The 15,817-nt window shown below is 65.4% G+C and carries 12 protein-coding genes; 6 read left to right on the top strand and 6 right to left on the bottom strand.

The window, feature by feature from the left end; genetic code table 11:
* Positions 1-72: 72 nt before the first annotated feature.
* The 4 genes from C0V82_RS20310 (at position 73) to C0V82_RS20295 (ending at position 4,228) form a co-directional block, all read left to right on the top strand.
* Entirely contained in the window at positions 73-687 is a 615-nt protein-coding gene (locus C0V82_RS20310) for an FMN-binding negative transcriptional regulator (protein ID WP_102114445.1), read from the top strand.
* On the top strand, positions 680-1,453 hold the full coding sequence (proC, locus tag C0V82_RS20305) for a pyrroline-5-carboxylate reductase (protein ID WP_158660084.1): 774 nt from the start codon (positions 680-682) through the stop codon (positions 1,451-1,453). The genes C0V82_RS20310 and proC overlap by 8 nt, the downstream gene beginning before the upstream one ends.
* Positions 1,454-1,471: 18 nt before the next feature.
* Positions 1,472-2,617: a CaiB/BaiF CoA transferase family protein gene (locus C0V82_RS20300; protein WP_102114196.1), complete on the top strand. Its 1,146-nt coding sequence runs from the start codon at positions 1,472-1,474 to the stop codon at positions 2,615-2,617.
* 96 nt (positions 2,618-2,713) lie between these two features.
* Positions 2,714-4,228: an APC family permease gene (locus C0V82_RS20295; RefSeq protein WP_102114195.1), complete on the top strand. Its 1,515-nt coding sequence runs from the start codon at positions 2,714-2,716 to the stop codon at positions 4,226-4,228.
* On the opposite strand, the gene C0V82_RS20290 is transcribed toward C0V82_RS20295, so the two are convergent.
* The gene (locus C0V82_RS20290; RefSeq protein WP_102114194.1) at positions 4,225-5,175 is read right to left on the bottom strand and encodes an alpha/beta hydrolase fold domain-containing protein; all 951 of its coding nucleotides are present in this window, start codon (positions 5,173-5,175) and stop codon (positions 4,225-4,227) included. The genes C0V82_RS20295 and C0V82_RS20290 overlap by 4 nt on opposite strands.
* A 334-nt stretch (positions 5,176-5,509) precedes the next feature.
* Between C0V82_RS20290 and C0V82_RS20285 the strand changes: the two genes are divergently transcribed.
* The gene (locus C0V82_RS20285; RefSeq protein WP_158660083.1) at positions 5,510-7,669 is read left to right on the top strand and encodes a TonB-dependent siderophore receptor; all 2,160 of its coding nucleotides are present in this window, start codon (positions 5,510-5,512) and stop codon (positions 7,667-7,669) included.
* A 59-nt stretch (positions 7,670-7,728) separates the two neighbouring features.
* On the top strand, positions 7,729-9,486 hold the full coding sequence (locus C0V82_RS20280) for an amidohydrolase (protein WP_102114192.1): 1,758 nt from the start codon (positions 7,729-7,731) through the stop codon (positions 9,484-9,486).
* A gap of 101 nt (positions 9,487-9,587) precedes the next feature.
* On the opposite strand, the gene C0V82_RS20275 is transcribed toward C0V82_RS20280, so the two are convergent.
* Genes C0V82_RS20275 through C0V82_RS20255 form a run of 5 tightly spaced genes read right to left on the bottom strand, consistent with a single transcriptional unit; the run spans position 9,588 to position 15,789 of the window.
* Positions 9,588-10,475 (bottom strand): alpha/beta hydrolase, encoded by an 888-nt coding sequence (locus C0V82_RS20275; protein ID WP_158660082.1) that lies wholly within the window; start codon positions 10,473-10,475, stop codon positions 9,588-9,590.
* Between the two features lie 14 nt (positions 10,476-10,489).
* Positions 10,490-11,872 carry an amidase gene (locus tag C0V82_RS20270; RefSeq protein WP_102114190.1) on the bottom strand — a complete coding sequence of 461 codons (1,383 nt, stop codon included), beginning with the start codon at positions 11,870-11,872 and terminating at the stop codon, positions 10,490-10,492.
* Entirely contained in the window at positions 11,869-13,131 is a 1,263-nt protein-coding gene (locus tag C0V82_RS20265; RefSeq protein WP_102114189.1) for a cytosine permease, read from the bottom strand. Before C0V82_RS20265 ends, C0V82_RS20270 begins: the two co-directional genes overlap by 4 nt.
* Complete coding sequence (locus C0V82_RS20260) at positions 13,128-14,231, bottom strand: S-methyl thiohydantoin desulfurase family protein (RefSeq protein ID WP_102114188.1); 1,104 nt, start codon at positions 14,229-14,231, stop codon at positions 13,128-13,130. Before C0V82_RS20260 ends, C0V82_RS20265 begins: the two co-directional genes overlap by 4 nt.
* Complete coding sequence (locus tag C0V82_RS20255) at positions 14,221-15,789, bottom strand: hydantoinase/oxoprolinase N-terminal domain-containing protein (RefSeq protein ID WP_102114187.1); 1,569 nt, start codon at positions 15,787-15,789, stop codon at positions 14,221-14,223. The genes C0V82_RS20260 and C0V82_RS20255 overlap by 11 nt, the downstream gene beginning before the upstream one ends.
* Positions 15,790-15,817: the final 28 nt, after the last annotated feature.

The following is a 15,817-nucleotide window of genomic DNA, read 5'->3' as shown; positions in this document are numbered from 1 at the left end:
ATGGTCCAATCCCGCACGATCATCAAGCCCTTGCAACGGGTAATCCGTGGAACGCAGACGGGTAAACAGGGCATGTCCACCATTTTCGAGACTTACACTGCCGCCGATATCCGCCATCTCATCGACCGGCATCCGCTGGCCTGGTTCATGACCCCGGACGGGGAGGAGGCGAGCCTGCTGCCCCTGGTGGGTGTCTATAATGAGGAGGGCGGGTTGACCGAGCTGATCGGCCATTTCGCGCGGTCCAATCCGCTGAACGCGGCCCTGGCGCGCGATCCGCGCGCGGTGATCCTGTTCCAGGGTCCGCAATCCTATGTCTCCCCGTCGCAGGCCGGGCGCCGCGACTGGGGACCGACCTGGAACTACGCACAGCTTCGCGTCTGGGCCGAGGTGACGGTGGAGGAGGGACTGACCGCCCCGTCCCTGGACATGCTGGCCGGTCAGGTGGAGCGTGACAAGGCGCTGCCCTGGACCCCGTCGGAACTGGGCCCGCGTTACGACCAGTTGATCCGGCATATTGTCGGCTTCCGCGCCCGTGTCACGCGGACCCGGGGCAAGTTCAAACTGGGTCAGGATGAACGGCCGGACACGCTGCGCACTATCCTGGCCAGCATGCCCGAAACCGACCTTGCCGACTGGATGCGCCGCTTCAATCCCGGACGGTGGGAGGAAGGGAGCGATGCCTGACCCCGTGCTGATGATTGGCTGCGGCCGCATGGGCGGAGCCATCGCCCGGACCCTGGTGGCCAGCCACCGGGTCCTGGCCTTCGACCCGCATGCCGCCGAATTGCCGGCCGGGGTGGAACGGCTGTCGGCTCTGGCCGACGCTCCCTGCTGTGGCACGATCATCCTGGCCGTGAAGCCGCAGACCTTCGCCACCATCGCACCGGAACTGGCGGCGCTGGCCCGTCCGGGCACCCTGTTCCTGTCGATCATGGCCGGCATCCCGCTGGCCCGGCTGGCCGCTGCCGCCGGGGCGGATGCTTCCATCGTGCGCGCCATGCCGAATACGCCGGCGGCCATCGGCCATGGCATCAGTGCGGCGGTGGCGTTGCCCGCCGTCACCCAGGCCCAGCGCGCCGCCGTGGACCGCATCCTGCACCCCGCAGGGGCGTTGCTCTGGCTGGAAAGGGAGGGCGACCTGGACGCCGTTACCGCCCTGTCCGGCAGCGGCCCCGCCTATTTCTTCCGCTTCACCGAGGCGCTGATCCGGGCCGGCATCGCCGAAGGGCTGGATGGCGTGACGGCAACGCGGCTGGCGCGCCAGACCTTCATCGGTGCCGCCCGTCTGGCAGAGGTGGAAAGTGCTGGGCTGGACGAATTGCGGCGTCAGGTGACCAGCCCCGGCGGCACCACCGCGGCCGGCCTGGGTGCGATGGAGGAGACCATCGATACCCTTGCGGGGCAGGTGGTGCAGGCGGCGGCGGCCCGGTCGCGTGAGTTGGTGGGGTAGATAAGGGGAAAAGCTGCGATGTTCGATCTGCTGAAGGGTGTGCGCGTGGTTGATCTGTCCACCGTGGTGCTGGGCCCCTATGCCACGCAGCTGGTGGCGGATATGGGGGCGGACGTCATCAAGGTGGAAACCATGGCCGGCGACGTGTTCCGCGCCGCCCGGCCCGGCCGTCCGGGGGGCGACGGGGCGGGTTTCCTGAACCTGAACCGCAACAAGCGCTCCATCGCCCTTGACCTGACCAGACCGGATGACAAGCGCATCCTGGACCGGCTGGTCGCATCGGCCGACGTCTTCGTTCACAACATGCGTGAGAACGCCGCCCGCAAGCTGGGCCTGGATTATGCGGCCATCAAGGCCGTCAGGCCCGATATCGTCTATTGCGCGGCCCGCGGCTTCGGGCGCGGGCTGTTTGGGGATGAGCCAGCCTATGATGACTGCATCCAGGCCGCATCCGGCCTTGCCTGGCTGAATGAAGACGCCAATGGCGAACCCCGCTTCGTGCGCACCGTCATGTGCGACAAGGTGGCGGGGCTGCATCTGGCCTTCGCCATCGCCGCCGGGCTAGCGTCGCGCGGCCGCACGGGGGAAGGCTGCCATGTCGAAACCCCGATGTACGAGGCGATGGCCTCTTTCCTGCTGATCGAGCAGCTGTCTGGTCAGAGTTTCGTGCCGCCACTGCCCGACCGGGGCTATGGCCGGCTGAACTCGCCGGGCCGCCGGCCCTACCGTACGCGCGACGGCTACGTCACCATCATGCCCTACACTGCGGCACAGTGGCAGCGCTTCCTGCGGCTGGTGGGGCAGGAGGAATTGGCCTCATCGCAGGAGGTGACCAGTGATGAGAGCCGGTCGCGCAATATCGACCGGCTTTACGGGCTGGTGGCGCAGGCGGCACCTAAACGCACCTCCACCGAATGGCTGGAGACGTTGCGCGCCGCCGATATACCGTGCGCGCCCGTCAACCGGCTGGAGGATCTGCCGGCAGAACCGCATCTGGCTGGCAGTGGCTATTTCCGCACCATGACCCATCCGGTGGAAGGCGGCCTGATGTACACGGCCCCGCCCTTTGCCAGCGATACCGCCCGGCAGACACCCGACCGCCCCGCCCCGTCCCTTGACGCCGACCGGGCGGCGATCCTGGCGGAGTTGGGGCTGTCGGAATAGGACGCATCTTCTTGTTTCGTCATCCCTGCTTTCGCCGGGATGACGGGGTGGAGTGCGCTGAATTGAACCATCCCCAACCCCAGGGAGTTCCCCCAGATGGACAAGCCGCCCCGTTCCTTCCTGATGCGCAAACCCATGGAAATGGCACGCAGGGATGCCAACAGCGGGGGCATGACCCGTACGCTGGGGCCATGGCAACTGATCTTTATCGGCATCGGCTGCATCGTCGGGGCCGGCGTCTATGTGATGACCGGGGCGGCGGCCGCGCATTATGCGGGGCCGGCGGTCATCCTGTCCTTCCTGATCGCGGCCCTGGCCTGCGGCTTCATTTGCCTATGCTATGCGGAGCTGGCGTCGGTGCTGCCCTTGTCGGGCGCCTCCTACGCCTATGCCTATACGGTGCTGGGGGAAGTGTTCGCCTGGGGCTTGGGCTGGATGCTGATGCTGGAATTCGGACTGGCGGGTGCCGCCCTGGCCGTCGGGTTCTCAGGCTATCTGACCAGTCTGCTGGGCGATTTCGGCGTCGTGGTACCGGCCGCCCTTTCGACATCCTGGCTGCGGACCCAGGGGGAGCCCGGCGGGGTGACGCTGATCGCCGACGGCGGCATCAATCTGGTTGCGGTGGCGGCGCTGGGCCTTGTGGCCTGGGTGCTGGTGCGTGGCATCCGGCAGTCGGCCGCCGTCAATACGGTGCTGGTGGTGGTGAAGGTGGGCGTGCTGATCGGCTTCGTCCTGGTCGGAGCCGGCAGGGTGGACAGCGCCAACTGGCTGCCCTTCATTCCGGAGAATGAGGGTGGGTTCCGCTATGGCGTGCCGGGCATTTTCCGCGCCGCCTCCATCCTGTTCTTTGCCTATCTGGGGTTCGAGGCGGTGGCGACGGCAGCGGCAGAGGCCAAGCGGCCGCAGCGGGACGTGCCATTGGGAATCCTGGGGGCGCTTGTGGCCAGCAGCGTTCTCTACGGCGCCGTCGCGCTGGTGATGACCGGGCTGGTGCCCTTCACAGCGCTGGATGTGCCGGACCCGATTGCCGTCGCCGTTGGTGCCGTGGGCATGCCGGTGATGGCCGTGATCATCAAGGTCGGTGCCCTGACGGGCCTGGCGTCGGTCCTTCTGATCAACACCTATGCCCAGTCGCGTGTCTGCCACGCCATGTCCAGCGACGGGCTGCTGCCGCCGCGTTTTTCCGGCTTGCATCCGCGCTTCCACACGCCGGGCTTCGCAACCATCATTGTGGCCGGAATCTCTGCGGTTGCGGCGGCGTTGCTGCCCATCGCCCTGCTGGCTGATCTGGTCAGCTTGGGCACGATCGCCGTCTTCTCGACCGTTGCCATCGCCGTCATGAAGCTGCGCACCACCCATCCGGACCTGCCACGCCCGTTCAAGGTGCCGCTGGGCGGCATATGGGTGGGGGGCGTCTGGATCGGCACCGTGCCCGTGCTGGCGCTGGCGTCCTGCGTCATGATGGCGGTCCCGGTGCTGGACGATATCGTGCTGCGTGCGATCCAGGGCGACTGGGCCCCGGCCCTGATCCTGCTGGCCTATATCGCCTGCGGCGTGGCGCTCTATCTTGGCTATGGCTACCGCAAAGCCCGCATCCGGGCAGGGGGTTAAGCGCCGATCCGGCGGGCCACAAACGCCGCCCCGTCGGCGATGGCCCGCCGGGCCAGGGCGGAGATGGACATGGCCTCCAGGAAGCTGTGCAAGGCACCCGGATAGACCACGCATTCCACGTCCACCCCCGCCTGCTTCAGCCGTTCATGCATCGCCAGACTATGTTCGGCCACCAGATCCAGCTCCGGCACAGCCAGGAAGCAAGGTGGGAAGCCGCTGAATTCGGCCAGCAGGGGGCAGGCCTCCGGATCATCCTCATCCTCAGGCCCGCGCAGGTAATTGGCCCAGTATCCCCGTGCCTCCTCCCGGTGCAGGATCGATGCAGGGCCGCCGAACCGCGCCTCCGCCTCGTCCGATATGGTGGCGGAAAAGCCGCCATAGTTGGACAGGATGGCCTTTACCAGTCCCAGTTCTCCCCGTTCACGCAGGCGCAGGCAGGTGGCAAATGACAGGTTGCCACCGGCGCTGTCCCCGCCCATGGCCAGCCGGTCAGGATCGATGCCCCAGCGCCCGGCATTATCCCGCAGCCACAGCATCAACCCTTCGATCCGGTTGAGTGCGGTCGGATATTTCGCTTCCGGCGACAAGGGGTAATCGACGCCGACGACCACGAAACCCCCGCGCGCGGCATATTCACGCATCAGCCGATCATGCGTGTCGATGCTGAACAGGGTGAAGCCGCCGCCATGGATGTAAATCAGGGCCGGCAACGGGGAGTCGTCATTGACGGGCTGGTATACCCGGACCCGCAACTCGCCGGCACCGGGATCGAAGCTTCGTTCCAGGGTCCGGGCCATGACCGGCCCGCCCAATGCCCAGCGCGCCCGCACCTTCTCCGCCGCCACCCTTTGTTCAGCAAAGGAAAGGGTCTCGAACGGTGGGAACTGCTTCCAGTCCTGGCGCATCTGTTCCACGAACCGGGCGATATCCGGGTCGATCCTGTCCATGTCATGCCCCTTTCCGGTGTCGCGTTTCACCGGGTAGAGGGTGGGTGCCAGCGGTAGGGCCGTGCAATGTGGCGGAAGGGTAAGCGGGGTGGTAATCGGGTAAGGTCGAGAGCGTGTAAGGTCTTGTTTCGGCAGACACCCGGCACCTTGCCCTTGGGCTTACCCGTCTTTACCCGGCATTACCCCGTTTATAACATTTCTCAAGAATGGCATTGCGCCAAGCTGATTTCCGGCAAGAGGCGAGCTGACACGGTCCTTCCGTGATCGAACGTCCATGCGATCCAAAAATCAATGTTGCTGGCCAAGTACAGCAGGGATGGTAAAGGGGATTACGATGGAAATGATGCTTAACGGAACCAAGTCAACATTCCCGACGAGGGCGCTGCGACTGGCGCTGCTGTCGACCCTGGCGCTACCTGGCGTGGCGATGGCGCAGCAGGACGGCAGTGGCGACGCGCTGGAAGAGATCGTCGTGGTCGGTGAGCGGGCCCTGGTCGGGACCAAGACCAATGCCGCCCTGATCGAGACGCCGCAGGCGATCAGCGTCATCACCGATCAGGAATTCCGCGACCGCACGGCCGTGGATCTGCAGGACATCTATCGCTACAGCGCCGGCGTGTCGGGTGCCACCAGCGTCGATAGCCGCGGCGACTTCGTCACGGCCCGCGGCTTCGATGCCGCCCAGTACCTCGACGGGCTGAAGCGCATGCCCGATTTCATCTATGGCGCCCGGCTGGAGACCTTCACGCTGGAACGCGCCGAAGTGATGCGTGGCCCGTCCTCGGTTCTGTACGGTGCCGGCGGCCCCGGCGGCATCCTGAACGGCGCCAGCAAGACCCCGAAATTCGAGACGGGGGGCGAGGTCGGAATCGTTTTCGGTACCGACAAGCGCAAGCAGATCCAGGGCGACGTGACCGGTGCCCTGTCCGAGACGGTGGCCGCGCGCCTGGTGGCGGTGGGGCGTGACGGGGAATCCCAGTGGGGAACACCGGACGACCGTATCCTGATCAACCCGTCGCTCACCTTGGACATCACGCCTGACACCAGTCTGACCCTGATCGGTCTGTACCAGGATGACAGCCAGGGCTCCCTGGGCTATGTGCCGATATCCAAGTCTATTCTGGCGCCCAACAAGACCAAGCGGGTGGCCTTCAACTTCTACCAGGGCGAGCCAGATTTTGGCGGCATGGACACTCAATACACATCCGGGTCCGCTCTGTTCAGCCACAAGTTCACCCAGGATATCGTCTTCAACAGCCGTACCCGCTATTCCTACATGGATACGGATTACAAGGAGGTCTATGCCGACCTGTCCGACGGCGGCTATTTCGCCTATGCAAATCCGTTCGCCGATGCGGCTGAAACCCTGCTGAAGCGCGAATACTACGTGAACCGGGAGAAGAGTAAGGTGCTGAATACCGATAACAACCTGTCGGTGACCTTCATGACCGGTGACATCAAGCACAATGTCCTGTTCGGCATTGACTATACCTGGTTCAAGCAGAGCAAGGATGAGGGCTTCTCCTGCGACGATTATCAGGGCCTGTATGGCTGCTTCAACGGCCCCAGCCCGCCGCCGATCAATATCTATAATCCGCAATATGGCGCCAGCTTCGGCTATAGCTATACCAACTTCCTGGATTACAAGAGCACCCAACTGGGCCTCTATGTGCAGGACCAGATCAGTTGGGGCGACCGCGTCCATGTCCTGCTGGGCGCGCGGCGCGACCGGTCGACATCGGAGCGCAACGGCGTGCGTGAGCTGAGGCAGAATGCCTGGTCCTATCGCGGCGGCATCATCGGCGAACTGGGCGCCGGCATTTCGCCCTATGTCAGCTATTCGGAAAGCTTCCTGCCCGTGCCGGGCGGCGATTATTTCGGCAATGCCTTCAGCCCCCGCACGGCCCGCCAGTATGAGGGCGGCGCCAAGTGGGAGCCGATGCGCGGCGCCCTGATCACCGCCGCCTATTTCGATATCGAGGAAAGCAACTACGTCTCCCAGGATCCGGCCAACATCCAGAACTTCATCCAGGGTGGTTCGGTTGGGTCCAAGGGTGTGGAGTTTGAGGCGACGATCCGCCTTCCTGGCGATTACGATATCGCCGCCTCCTACAGCTACGCCAATCCCAAGGTGCTGACTTCCAGCTCGACCCTGACGGCGGGCAACCGCCTGATCGACATTCCCAAGGAAATGGCCTCCTTCTGGGGCAACAAGACCTTCGAGGTCGGAGCGGATTGGGAGTTCCGGGCCGGTGCCGGCGTGCGCTATATCGGCAACAAGATCGATACCACCCAGACCTTCCTCACCCCGTCCGTGACCCTGGTGGATGCCATGGTCTCCGCCAGCTATGGCGACTGGTCGGCATCGGTCAATGCCAGCAACCTGTTCAACAAGAAGTATTATGCCACCTGCGGCCTGTCTTCCCCGCCGGAAGGCTACTGCGTGGCCGCCAAGGATCGCACGGTTCTGGCGTCGGTGACGCGCAAGTTCTGATGACAATGGAGGGAAGGGCGGCTTCGGCCGCCCTTTCGATTCTTGAGGAGAGGTGATTGATGTCGATGCTGTCAGGCCGCACCCGTATTCGTTGCGTGGAAGGGCTGTTGCTGCTGCTGGGCACCACCGCCCTTGTGTCTTGCGGGGACAAGCCGGAAAAGGCTCCGGCTGCCGACCTGCTGTTAACCAATGCCCGCGTCTATACCGTGGAACCGGGCCAGCCCTGGGCAGAGGCCGTGGCCGTGGACGATGGCAAGATCGTCGCCGTGGGGACGTCTGCCGATCTGTCCCGGTACAAGGGTGACGGGACACGGGTAGTCGATCTGGGCGGGCGGCTGCTGATGCCGTCTTTCGGCGATGCGCATGTGCATCCCGTGTTCGGTGGCCTGGCCTATTCCCGCTGCTCCCTGCATGAAGGCAAGACGCTGGAGGATTATCAGCGCATCATCGCCGGCTGCATCCAGGCGGCCCCCGGAACCGGCACCATCTATGGCGTGGGCTGGCAGGACGCGCTGTTTCCGCCCAATGGCATCCCCCGCAAGGAGGTGCTGGACGCCGTGTCCACCGACCGTCCGCTGGTCTTCGAATCCGTGGGTGGCCACAGCTATTGGGTCAATTCCAAGGCCCTGTCGATGGCGGGTATCACCAAGGGCACGCCAAACCCGCTGAACGGCCAGATCGACAAGGACCCGAAGACAGGGGAGCCGGTGGGTGGCCTGCAGGAAGCCGCCACGGCGTTGGTCCAATCCCTCGTTCCCCCGCCGACCGCCGAAGAGTTGCAGCACTCGATCATCTATACGGCCGCCATCCTTAACAGCCTGGGCATCACCAACTGGCACGATGCCGGGATCGGGGTCGGCGCGCAGGGTGCCAGCGCCGTGCTGGACGCCTACAAGGCCGTGAAGGACAAGGGCGAATTGACCAGCCATGTCGCCGTCGCCATGAAATGGGAGAATGATCAGGGCCTGGAGCAGATCCCCAACCTTCTGGCGGCGGCGAAACGGGCCGAAACCTACGGTTTCAAGGCCCGCGCCGTGAAATTCTATGCCGATGGTGTGATCCCGCAGAAGACGGCGGCGATGATCGAGCCCTATGTGGGTGATCCGCACAATCACGGTACCCTGCAGATCACGCCCGAAACGTTCGAAAAGGCCGTGACCCAGCTTGGTGCCGCCGGCATACAGCCCTATGTCCACGCCATCGGTGATGCCGCCACACGGGTGGCACTGGATGTGTTTGAACGCGCCAAGGCCGCCAATGGCAGCCTCTATCGCCCGATGATCACCCATATGAATGTCGTGGACCCGGCCGACCAGCCGCGGTTCGGCCAGTTGGGTGTGATCGCGCAGTTCCAGGCGACCTGGGCCAGCAACTATCCCTATATGGACCTGACCAAGCAGGTGATCGGTCCCGTCCGGTCACAATGGATCTATCCGGTCAAAAGCATCCTGAATGGCGGCGGCATCATCGCCTATGGCGCTGACTGGCCCGTGGCGACCGCCAATCCGCTGGCGGGCCTGCAGGTGGCCATCACCCGCGTGAATTACGAGGAACCGGCGACCCCGCCACTGCTGCCGGGCGAGGTTCTGACCCTGGAGGAGGCGGTGAAGGCCCATACGATCGACGTCGCCTATGCCAACAGCATGGAAGACCTGACCGGCTCCATCAAGCCGGGCAAGAGCGCCGATCTGGTCGTCCTGGACCAGGACATCTTCAAGGTGGAGCCGATGCGGATCGCGGCGACTAATGTACTGCTGACCCTGTTCGAAGGTAAGGCGGTGCATGGCACCCTGGAAAAGTTCGGGGCCAAGCCCTGAAACCCAGCAGGTTTGCTGTCGACTTGACACCCCTGGTGAAAACCGGGGGTGTTCTTTTGGGGGCGTTAGGCTTCGACCCGAGTTCCCCCCCAAAAAAAGCCTCACGGCCACTGCATCACCGCGCGTAGCACCATGGTTACCGACCGGGCCGGCACGGTGACATGGGTTTCACCATCCAGCACCTTGTAACTGCTGCGCAGTCCATAGGCTGACAGCGGCTCCAGTCGCTTGGCCAGGGCTGCACTGTCGGTGACGGTCACCTCTGTCTCCTCCCGCTCGCCGGTCAGCATCAGCAGGCGGGTGCCCCGGCCCAGGGCCGGTTCCTTTTCCAGCCTGGCCCTGAAGGCCGGTTCTTCCGCGACGATGGCCTGGTTATCCCACCAGATCGACGGGCTGGCCGCGATGATGGTGTGAAAGGCACCGGGACGGGAATACAGCATATGCAGCGCGAACAGCCCGCCCAGCGAATGACCGTAGAGCGACTGGCGCACCGGATGGATGTTATAGCGCTTCGCGATCTCCGGTCGTAGCTGATCAATAAGGAAAGCCACGAACTGGTCACGCCCGCCGGCCGGGAATTCCTTGTACAGCGCCTTCAGGGCCGGAGTGGCGATGGGGGCGGTGAAATCGCCCATGCGGCGCGGGTCATAGGGTGTGTCACCGGGATAGCCGATGCCCACCACGATCATCTTGTCCTGACCGTCCCTATAGACGCTCTGGATGCGCCGCGCCTCCGCGAAGCCGGCGAACATGGCATTGCCGTCCAGCACATACAGGACCGGATAGCCATCCTTGGGCGCTTCGCCCTGGGGCCTGGAGACAAAGATACGGTAGGTCTGGCCGTGGGCCGCCTGGATGTCCCAGGTCTCCGTGTCAGGCATGGCGACCTGTGCCACCGGCGCCGGGTCCGTTGCCAGGGCGGGCAGCGGGGACAAGGCCAGCAGGCACGCCCCCAGCAGCAGCGGCTTCAGGGTCGAACGGGTTGCCATATCTTTCATCCCTCTCAGGCGACCGGCGGCCGGCGGTGTGCCCAGGGGTGCGCCGCCTCTAGGCTGGTTCCCAGCGCCAGCAGCAGATCATCCCCGCCATGGCCGGTCCAGAACATCGCCCCCGCCGGCATTCCCTCCGCCCCCTCGAACAGCGGCAGCGACAGGCCCGGATATCCGGCCATATTCTGCAATTGCGTATGGTTGACATGGCGGAAATGGTCACGCCACAGCGCGTCGAACGCCCGGTCGGGTGCCAGCACGCCTAGCTTGGGCGCGGTGCTGCCGGCAACGGGGCTCAGCACCATGTCAAACTCCTCCCAGAACCGGGCCAGATGCAGGTCGATGCGGCCGATGGCCGACAGCGCACCCGCCAGATCGTCGGGCGCGATGTCCCGGCGCCGCTGGGCCAGCCCCATTGTCCAGGGCTCCAGCAGGTCGCTGGCCGCCGTGCCTAGCTTGGCCTGGAAAATATCCGCCACCTCACCCGCGCCATAGGACCAGAGGATATCGAAGGCTCGGTTCAGTGCGGCCAGATCCAGCGGCAGTTCCCGGTTCTCCACCTTATGGCCCAGATCGGCGCAGAGCCTGGCCGATTGCCCGATCATCGCCACGATATCGGGTTCCGGCAATTGCCCGTCCAGCCCGGACAGGCTGACCGCGATGCGCAGCGGCCGGTCCAGCGCCAGCCTCCCCGGCTTCTGCATGCGCAGCGTCTGCGCCGCCCACACCGTGTCGCGCATCGACCGTCCGTAAAGACCGTCCGACGCCAGCAGATCATCGATCAGGCTGACGGCACGGGTGCGCAGGTTCCAGTTGCGGCTGGGCTTGAAGCCGATGATGCCGCAATGCGACGCCGGAATGCGGATCGACCCGCCACCATCGCTGCCCGTGGCGAACGGCACCAGCCCGGCCGCCACCGCCGCTGCGGCCCCGCTGCTGGACCCGCCAGCCCCGCGCGTCAGATCCCAGGGATTGCGGGTGGGGCCATAGACCAGCGCCTCGCCCGACCCGATCAGGCCGAATTCTGGCATGGTCGACATGCCGACGGGGATCAGCCCCGCTGCATCCATGGCAGCGGCGAACGGATAGCGGTTGCGGCCCACCCGGTCACGGCAGGCGCGCGATCCGGATACCCAGGGAAAGCCCGGATATTCCATCGACGCTTTCAGCAGATAGGGCACACAAGCCATCGGCGCCGACCGGTCGCTGCGCGCCGCGGCGTTCAGCGCATAATCGGCTGCCACATGGCTGACGGCGTTCAGCGTCGGGTTCAGGGCGGCGATCCGCTCCAGGGCGGCGCGCACCAGGGCGTCGGGCGGCACCTCGCCCTTGGCGACCAGGGCCGCCTGGTCATGGGCGTCCAGTAGGCTGAGCGCTTGCAGGTCGCTGGCCATCATTTCCTCTTCACACGCAGCACGATCAGATAGGTGATGGCCGCCAGCAGGGTGGCATCCAGGGCCGGCACGCTGGTCAAGGACAGGTCATAGGCCATGGCCGGTATGGTGACCGCCAGCGATCCCAGCCAGACCGCCACCGCTTCCCAGCGGATGGCGGGGGCGTCCACCGGTTCGTCAATACCCCGGCGATACACCAGGAATCCGTCGATGACATAGATGGCGGCGATGGGCGGGATGATCAGCCCCAGCGCCACCAGGAACGGGATGAAGCTATTAATGATGCCCAGCAGGGCGAAGATGCAGCCCACCGCCCCGCCGCCCAGGATGAACCAGGTCTGGCGGGTCTGGGGGAAGGTGGCGGCCATGGACAGGCTGGCGGAATAAAGGTTCAGCGCATTGATCGTCCACACCGACAGCAGCAGCATTAGCAGGGCCGGCACCCCGAAGCCCAGCCCCACCACCAGCTTCATGATGTCTGTCTGTCCCGTCGCCAGGCCGATCAGGGCCGACACCACCATCAGCACGGGAGCCGCGAACGGGAAAGACAGGGCCATGCCGACCAGCGCACCCTTTTCAGTGCGGATGAAACGCGCCAGATCGGGCATGGCTGCCACGGTCAGCATGTTGCCGCCGACCAGGGCCGACAGGGCGATGCCGAAGCTCATCGGCACCGGCGGGTTTGCCGCCGGGGCCAGACTGGCCGGCCCGGCATTCATGGAGAGATAGCAGACGGCGATCAGGATCACGCCCACCAGCGGCACCGCCACCATGGCCAGCCGGTCCAGGGTATGGAAGCCAAAGATGGTGGAAACGGTGATCAGGATGCTGCCAATGACCACAAAACTGCCGAAGCTGCCAGGAATGCCGAACCCGTCCTCTGCCGCCGCCACCATGGCGTCGCCGAAGAACGAGACGTTCACCCCGAACCAGCAATAATGCACAATGGCGATGACCAGATTGACCAGCGCTGCCCCCTTCACCCCGAAGGAACGCTGCACCAGCAGATATGTCGTCAGCCGCGTGCGTACGGAGATGACGGCGGTCAGGCAGGCGCCGGCACACAGCACGACGCCGGCTACCAGCGCTGCCGTCACGGCGGGGCCGAAGCCCAGCGCCAACCCTGTCTGCGCCCCGTTGAGGAAGCCCGGCAGGGAGAAGGTAAAGCTCGCGATGATCAGGGCCACACGCCAACCGGCGACGGTCAGGTGTTCGGGCAGCGGCCCGGATGCATAGGCGTCGCTGGATTGGCCGTGGCTCATGCGCCCTCGATGTTGTTCAGGGTTTCAATGGGGGTGAAAGCGGGATCGAAGCCGAACGCCCCCGGCCCCATCAGGGCCAGTGCCGCCGGTTCGCGTAGCATGGACGGGGCCGATGCGGCGATCACCTTCACCCGCTGGCCGTATTTCAGGCGCTCTGTGGTGATGGTGTCGGCGGTTTCACGGTCCATGATTGTGATCAGGTCGGGCACCATGGCCCGGACCTCACTATTCAGTCTGGCCACCAGATTCTCGTTCTGGAACAGCACTTCCATCTGCCCATCGCCGCCGAACCCGTCGATCACCACCTTGCCGATGGAAAAGCCGCCGCGCGTCTCCCGCTCCAGGTCGGTGATCTTGCCATCGAACAGGGTCAGGCAATGGGGGTAAAGGCCGGTGGCGCGCAGCGCCGTTGCCAGCGCCTCGAACGGGTCGCGCCGTTCGGTCCGCGCGGTGCGGATGGCAGCACCGATGGCGATGGCCGCACTGACGCTGCCAGGGATGGACTGGTGTTTGGCCTGGGTGCCGGTCAGCGGATATTCCACCATATGGGCGATGCCGCCCAGCGCCACGGATAGGCCGCGGGCGATGCGCTCATGGGTCAGGTTATTGTCGGTCTCGATCACCGCCAGCGACCCGCAGGCCGCTGTCAGCACCGACGGACAGGCCGACACGCCGCGCACATTGAAGATCACCATCTGGCTTTCCGGGAAGGCGCGGCCCATCCCGTCGCAATCGACCACCGGCACGCCCAGTTCCGCCGCCGCGATGAAGGGCGCCAGGCCATTGCCGCCACCGATCTCCACCGGCAGCACGGCGTCGATCCTGCGGCCCATGATCTGTTCCAGCCGCCGCAGCCCGGCCACCGTCTCCCCGCCATTCGGCAGCTTTTCCACCGATACGGTGGGCGCCCCGATCCAGCCGCAGGGTGCCACCAGGGCATCGTCGGCAAGGTCGGAGGGGGAGATCAGATCAAAACCGCCCGTCCGCTCCAACGCGGCTTCGGCCAGCAGCAGCCCGTAATAGGGATCGCCGCCGCCGCCGGACCCCAGAAAGGCGGCACCCCTTGCCAGATCGGCCAGGGCGGTACGGTCAATGCGCATGGCGGATCTCCCCCTTTGCGGCCAGATCACCGACCGCCTTCATGCGCACCTGGGCCGACCGGCCCGGCAGATAGGACAGGAACACTTCTTCCATATCGACAATCTCGATTGTATCGGGGGCACCGCCGGCGGCCACCACCCGCGCGGTGGCATCTTGCTTCAGGCGGGCCAGCGCCGTCTCGCGCGGAAGGGCGGCATAGTCGACGATCTGTTCGATCTGCGCGCCGATCTGGGCGATGGCGGCACCGACCGCGTTGGCCACGTCCGCATGGGGGGGCCGGATCACGGTCGCGGCACCCTTCAGGTCGTCGGAAACCAGGAAATGGCCGCCGCCGACAGCGATGATGGTGGCGTCGCCGCGCGCCGTCTTCATCCGGTCCACCCCATCGGCCAGCATGGTCTGGATGCGGGTCCAGATACCCGCCAGCTTGGCCGGTCCCAGATCCGGCACGCGTGCGGCGTCACCGAAGCTGGCCTTGCCCGCCGCCACCGCGATATCGCTGGTGGTCAGGGTGTCGCCGCCGAACAGGAAGGCATCCTGCGTGATGCGATAGCCCACGGAATCCGGCCCGATGCGCAGGTCACCTTCATTCAGATGGATGCGCGTGCCGCCGCCCAGGCCGATGGCCAGGATATCGGGCATCCGGAAATTGGTGCGCACCCCGCCAATATCGACGGCGATGGAGCTTTCGCGCGGAAAACCATGGGCCAGCACCCCGATATCGCAGGTGGTGCCGCCGACATCCATGACGATCCCGTCCTGCACCCCGGTCAGGAAGGCCGCACCGCGCATGGAATTGGTGGGGCCGGACCCGATGGTCATGACCGGATAGCGGGCGGCATAGGCGGCGGAAATCAGCGTTCCGTCATTCTGCGAGATATAGAGCGGGGCTGACAGCCCCAGTTCCCGCAGCGCCCGTTCGAAGGAGGCGATGACATGCCGGGCCAGACTGGCCAAAGCTGCGTTCAGGATGACGCCGTTTTCCCGCTCGATCAGGCCCAGGCGGCCGACGGCATGCGACAGGCTGATTTCCGCTTCCGGATGTTCCTGGCGCAGGATGTCGGCGGCCCGGTCCTCCATGGCGGCGTTGATGGGGGCAAAGGCGCTGCTAACCGCGATGCTGGTGATGCCGCGTTCCCGGCAGGCCTTCGCCGCCGCCCGCACCTTGCCCTCGTCAAACGGCGATATCTCGCGCCCATCCACCTCGTACCCGCCGGGCAGCAGGAAATAGTCGCGACCGATCCCGGCGGCCAGCGCATCCGGCCAGCCGGTCAGCGGCGGCAGCGCCTCACCCGACGGACTGGCCAGCCGGATGACGCCGACGCGGTCCAGATGCCGGCGCTCCACCAGGGCGTTGGTGAAATGGGTCGTTCCGATCATCACGGCCGTAACCGTGGCGGGCGACGTTTCTGCCTTGGACAGCACGGCGGTGATCGCCGCCGCGACGCCCGAGCTGACATCCGCTGTCGTGGGCTGCTTGGTGGAGGCCACGACCAGGCTGCCATCTATCAGGACGGCATCCGTGTTCGTTCCACCCACATCGACGCCAATGCGCACTCCCTAACCCTCCCCACGCTTCGATCTC

It is taken from the genome of Niveispirillum cyanobacteriorum, assembly GCF_002868735.1.
GTDB lineage: Bacteria > Pseudomonadota > Alphaproteobacteria > Azospirillales > Azospirillaceae > Niveispirillum > Niveispirillum cyanobacteriorum.
This window is presented reverse-complemented; position numbering and strand designations above follow the sequence as displayed.

What these genes read in the sequence shown, in the direction of transcription:
- C0V82_RS20310 (WP_102114445.1), top strand. Translation starts at nt 73, where the DNA reads ATGTCCACCATTTTCGAGACTTACACTGCCGCCGATATCCGCCATCTC.
- C0V82_RS20275 (WP_158660082.1), bottom strand. Translation starts at nt 10,475, where the DNA reads ATGGCAACCCGTTCGACCCTGAAGCCGCTGCTGCTGGGGGCGTGCCTG.
- C0V82_RS20270 (WP_102114190.1), bottom strand. Translation starts at nt 11,872, where the DNA reads ATGATGGCCAGCGACCTGCAAGCGCTCAGCCTACTGGACGCCCATGAC.
- C0V82_RS20285 (WP_158660083.1), top strand. Translation starts at nt 5,510, where the DNA reads ATGGAAATGATGCTTAACGGAACCAAGTCAACATTCCCGACGAGGGCG.
- C0V82_RS20300 (WP_102114196.1), top strand. Translation starts at nt 1,472, where the DNA reads ATGTTCGATCTGCTGAAGGGTGTGCGCGTGGTTGATCTGTCCACCGTG.
- C0V82_RS20265 (WP_102114189.1), bottom strand. Translation starts at nt 13,131, where the DNA reads ATGAGCCACGGCCAATCCAGCGACGCCTATGCATCCGGGCCGCTGCCC.
- C0V82_RS20290 (WP_102114194.1), bottom strand. Translation starts at nt 5,175, where the DNA reads ATGGACAGGATCGACCCGGATATCGCCCGGTTCGTGGAACAGATGCGC.
- C0V82_RS20260 (WP_102114188.1), bottom strand. Translation starts at nt 14,231, where the DNA reads ATGCGCATTGACCGTACCGCCCTGGCCGATCTGGCAAGGGGTGCCGCC.
- proC (WP_158660084.1), top strand. Translation starts at nt 680, where the DNA reads ATGCCTGACCCCGTGCTGATGATTGGCTGCGGCCGCATGGGCGGAGCC.
- C0V82_RS20280 (WP_102114192.1), top strand. Translation starts at nt 7,729, where the DNA reads ATGTCGATGCTGTCAGGCCGCACCCGTATTCGTTGCGTGGAAGGGCTG.
- C0V82_RS20295 (WP_102114195.1), top strand. Translation starts at nt 2,714, where the DNA reads ATGGACAAGCCGCCCCGTTCCTTCCTGATGCGCAAACCCATGGAAATG.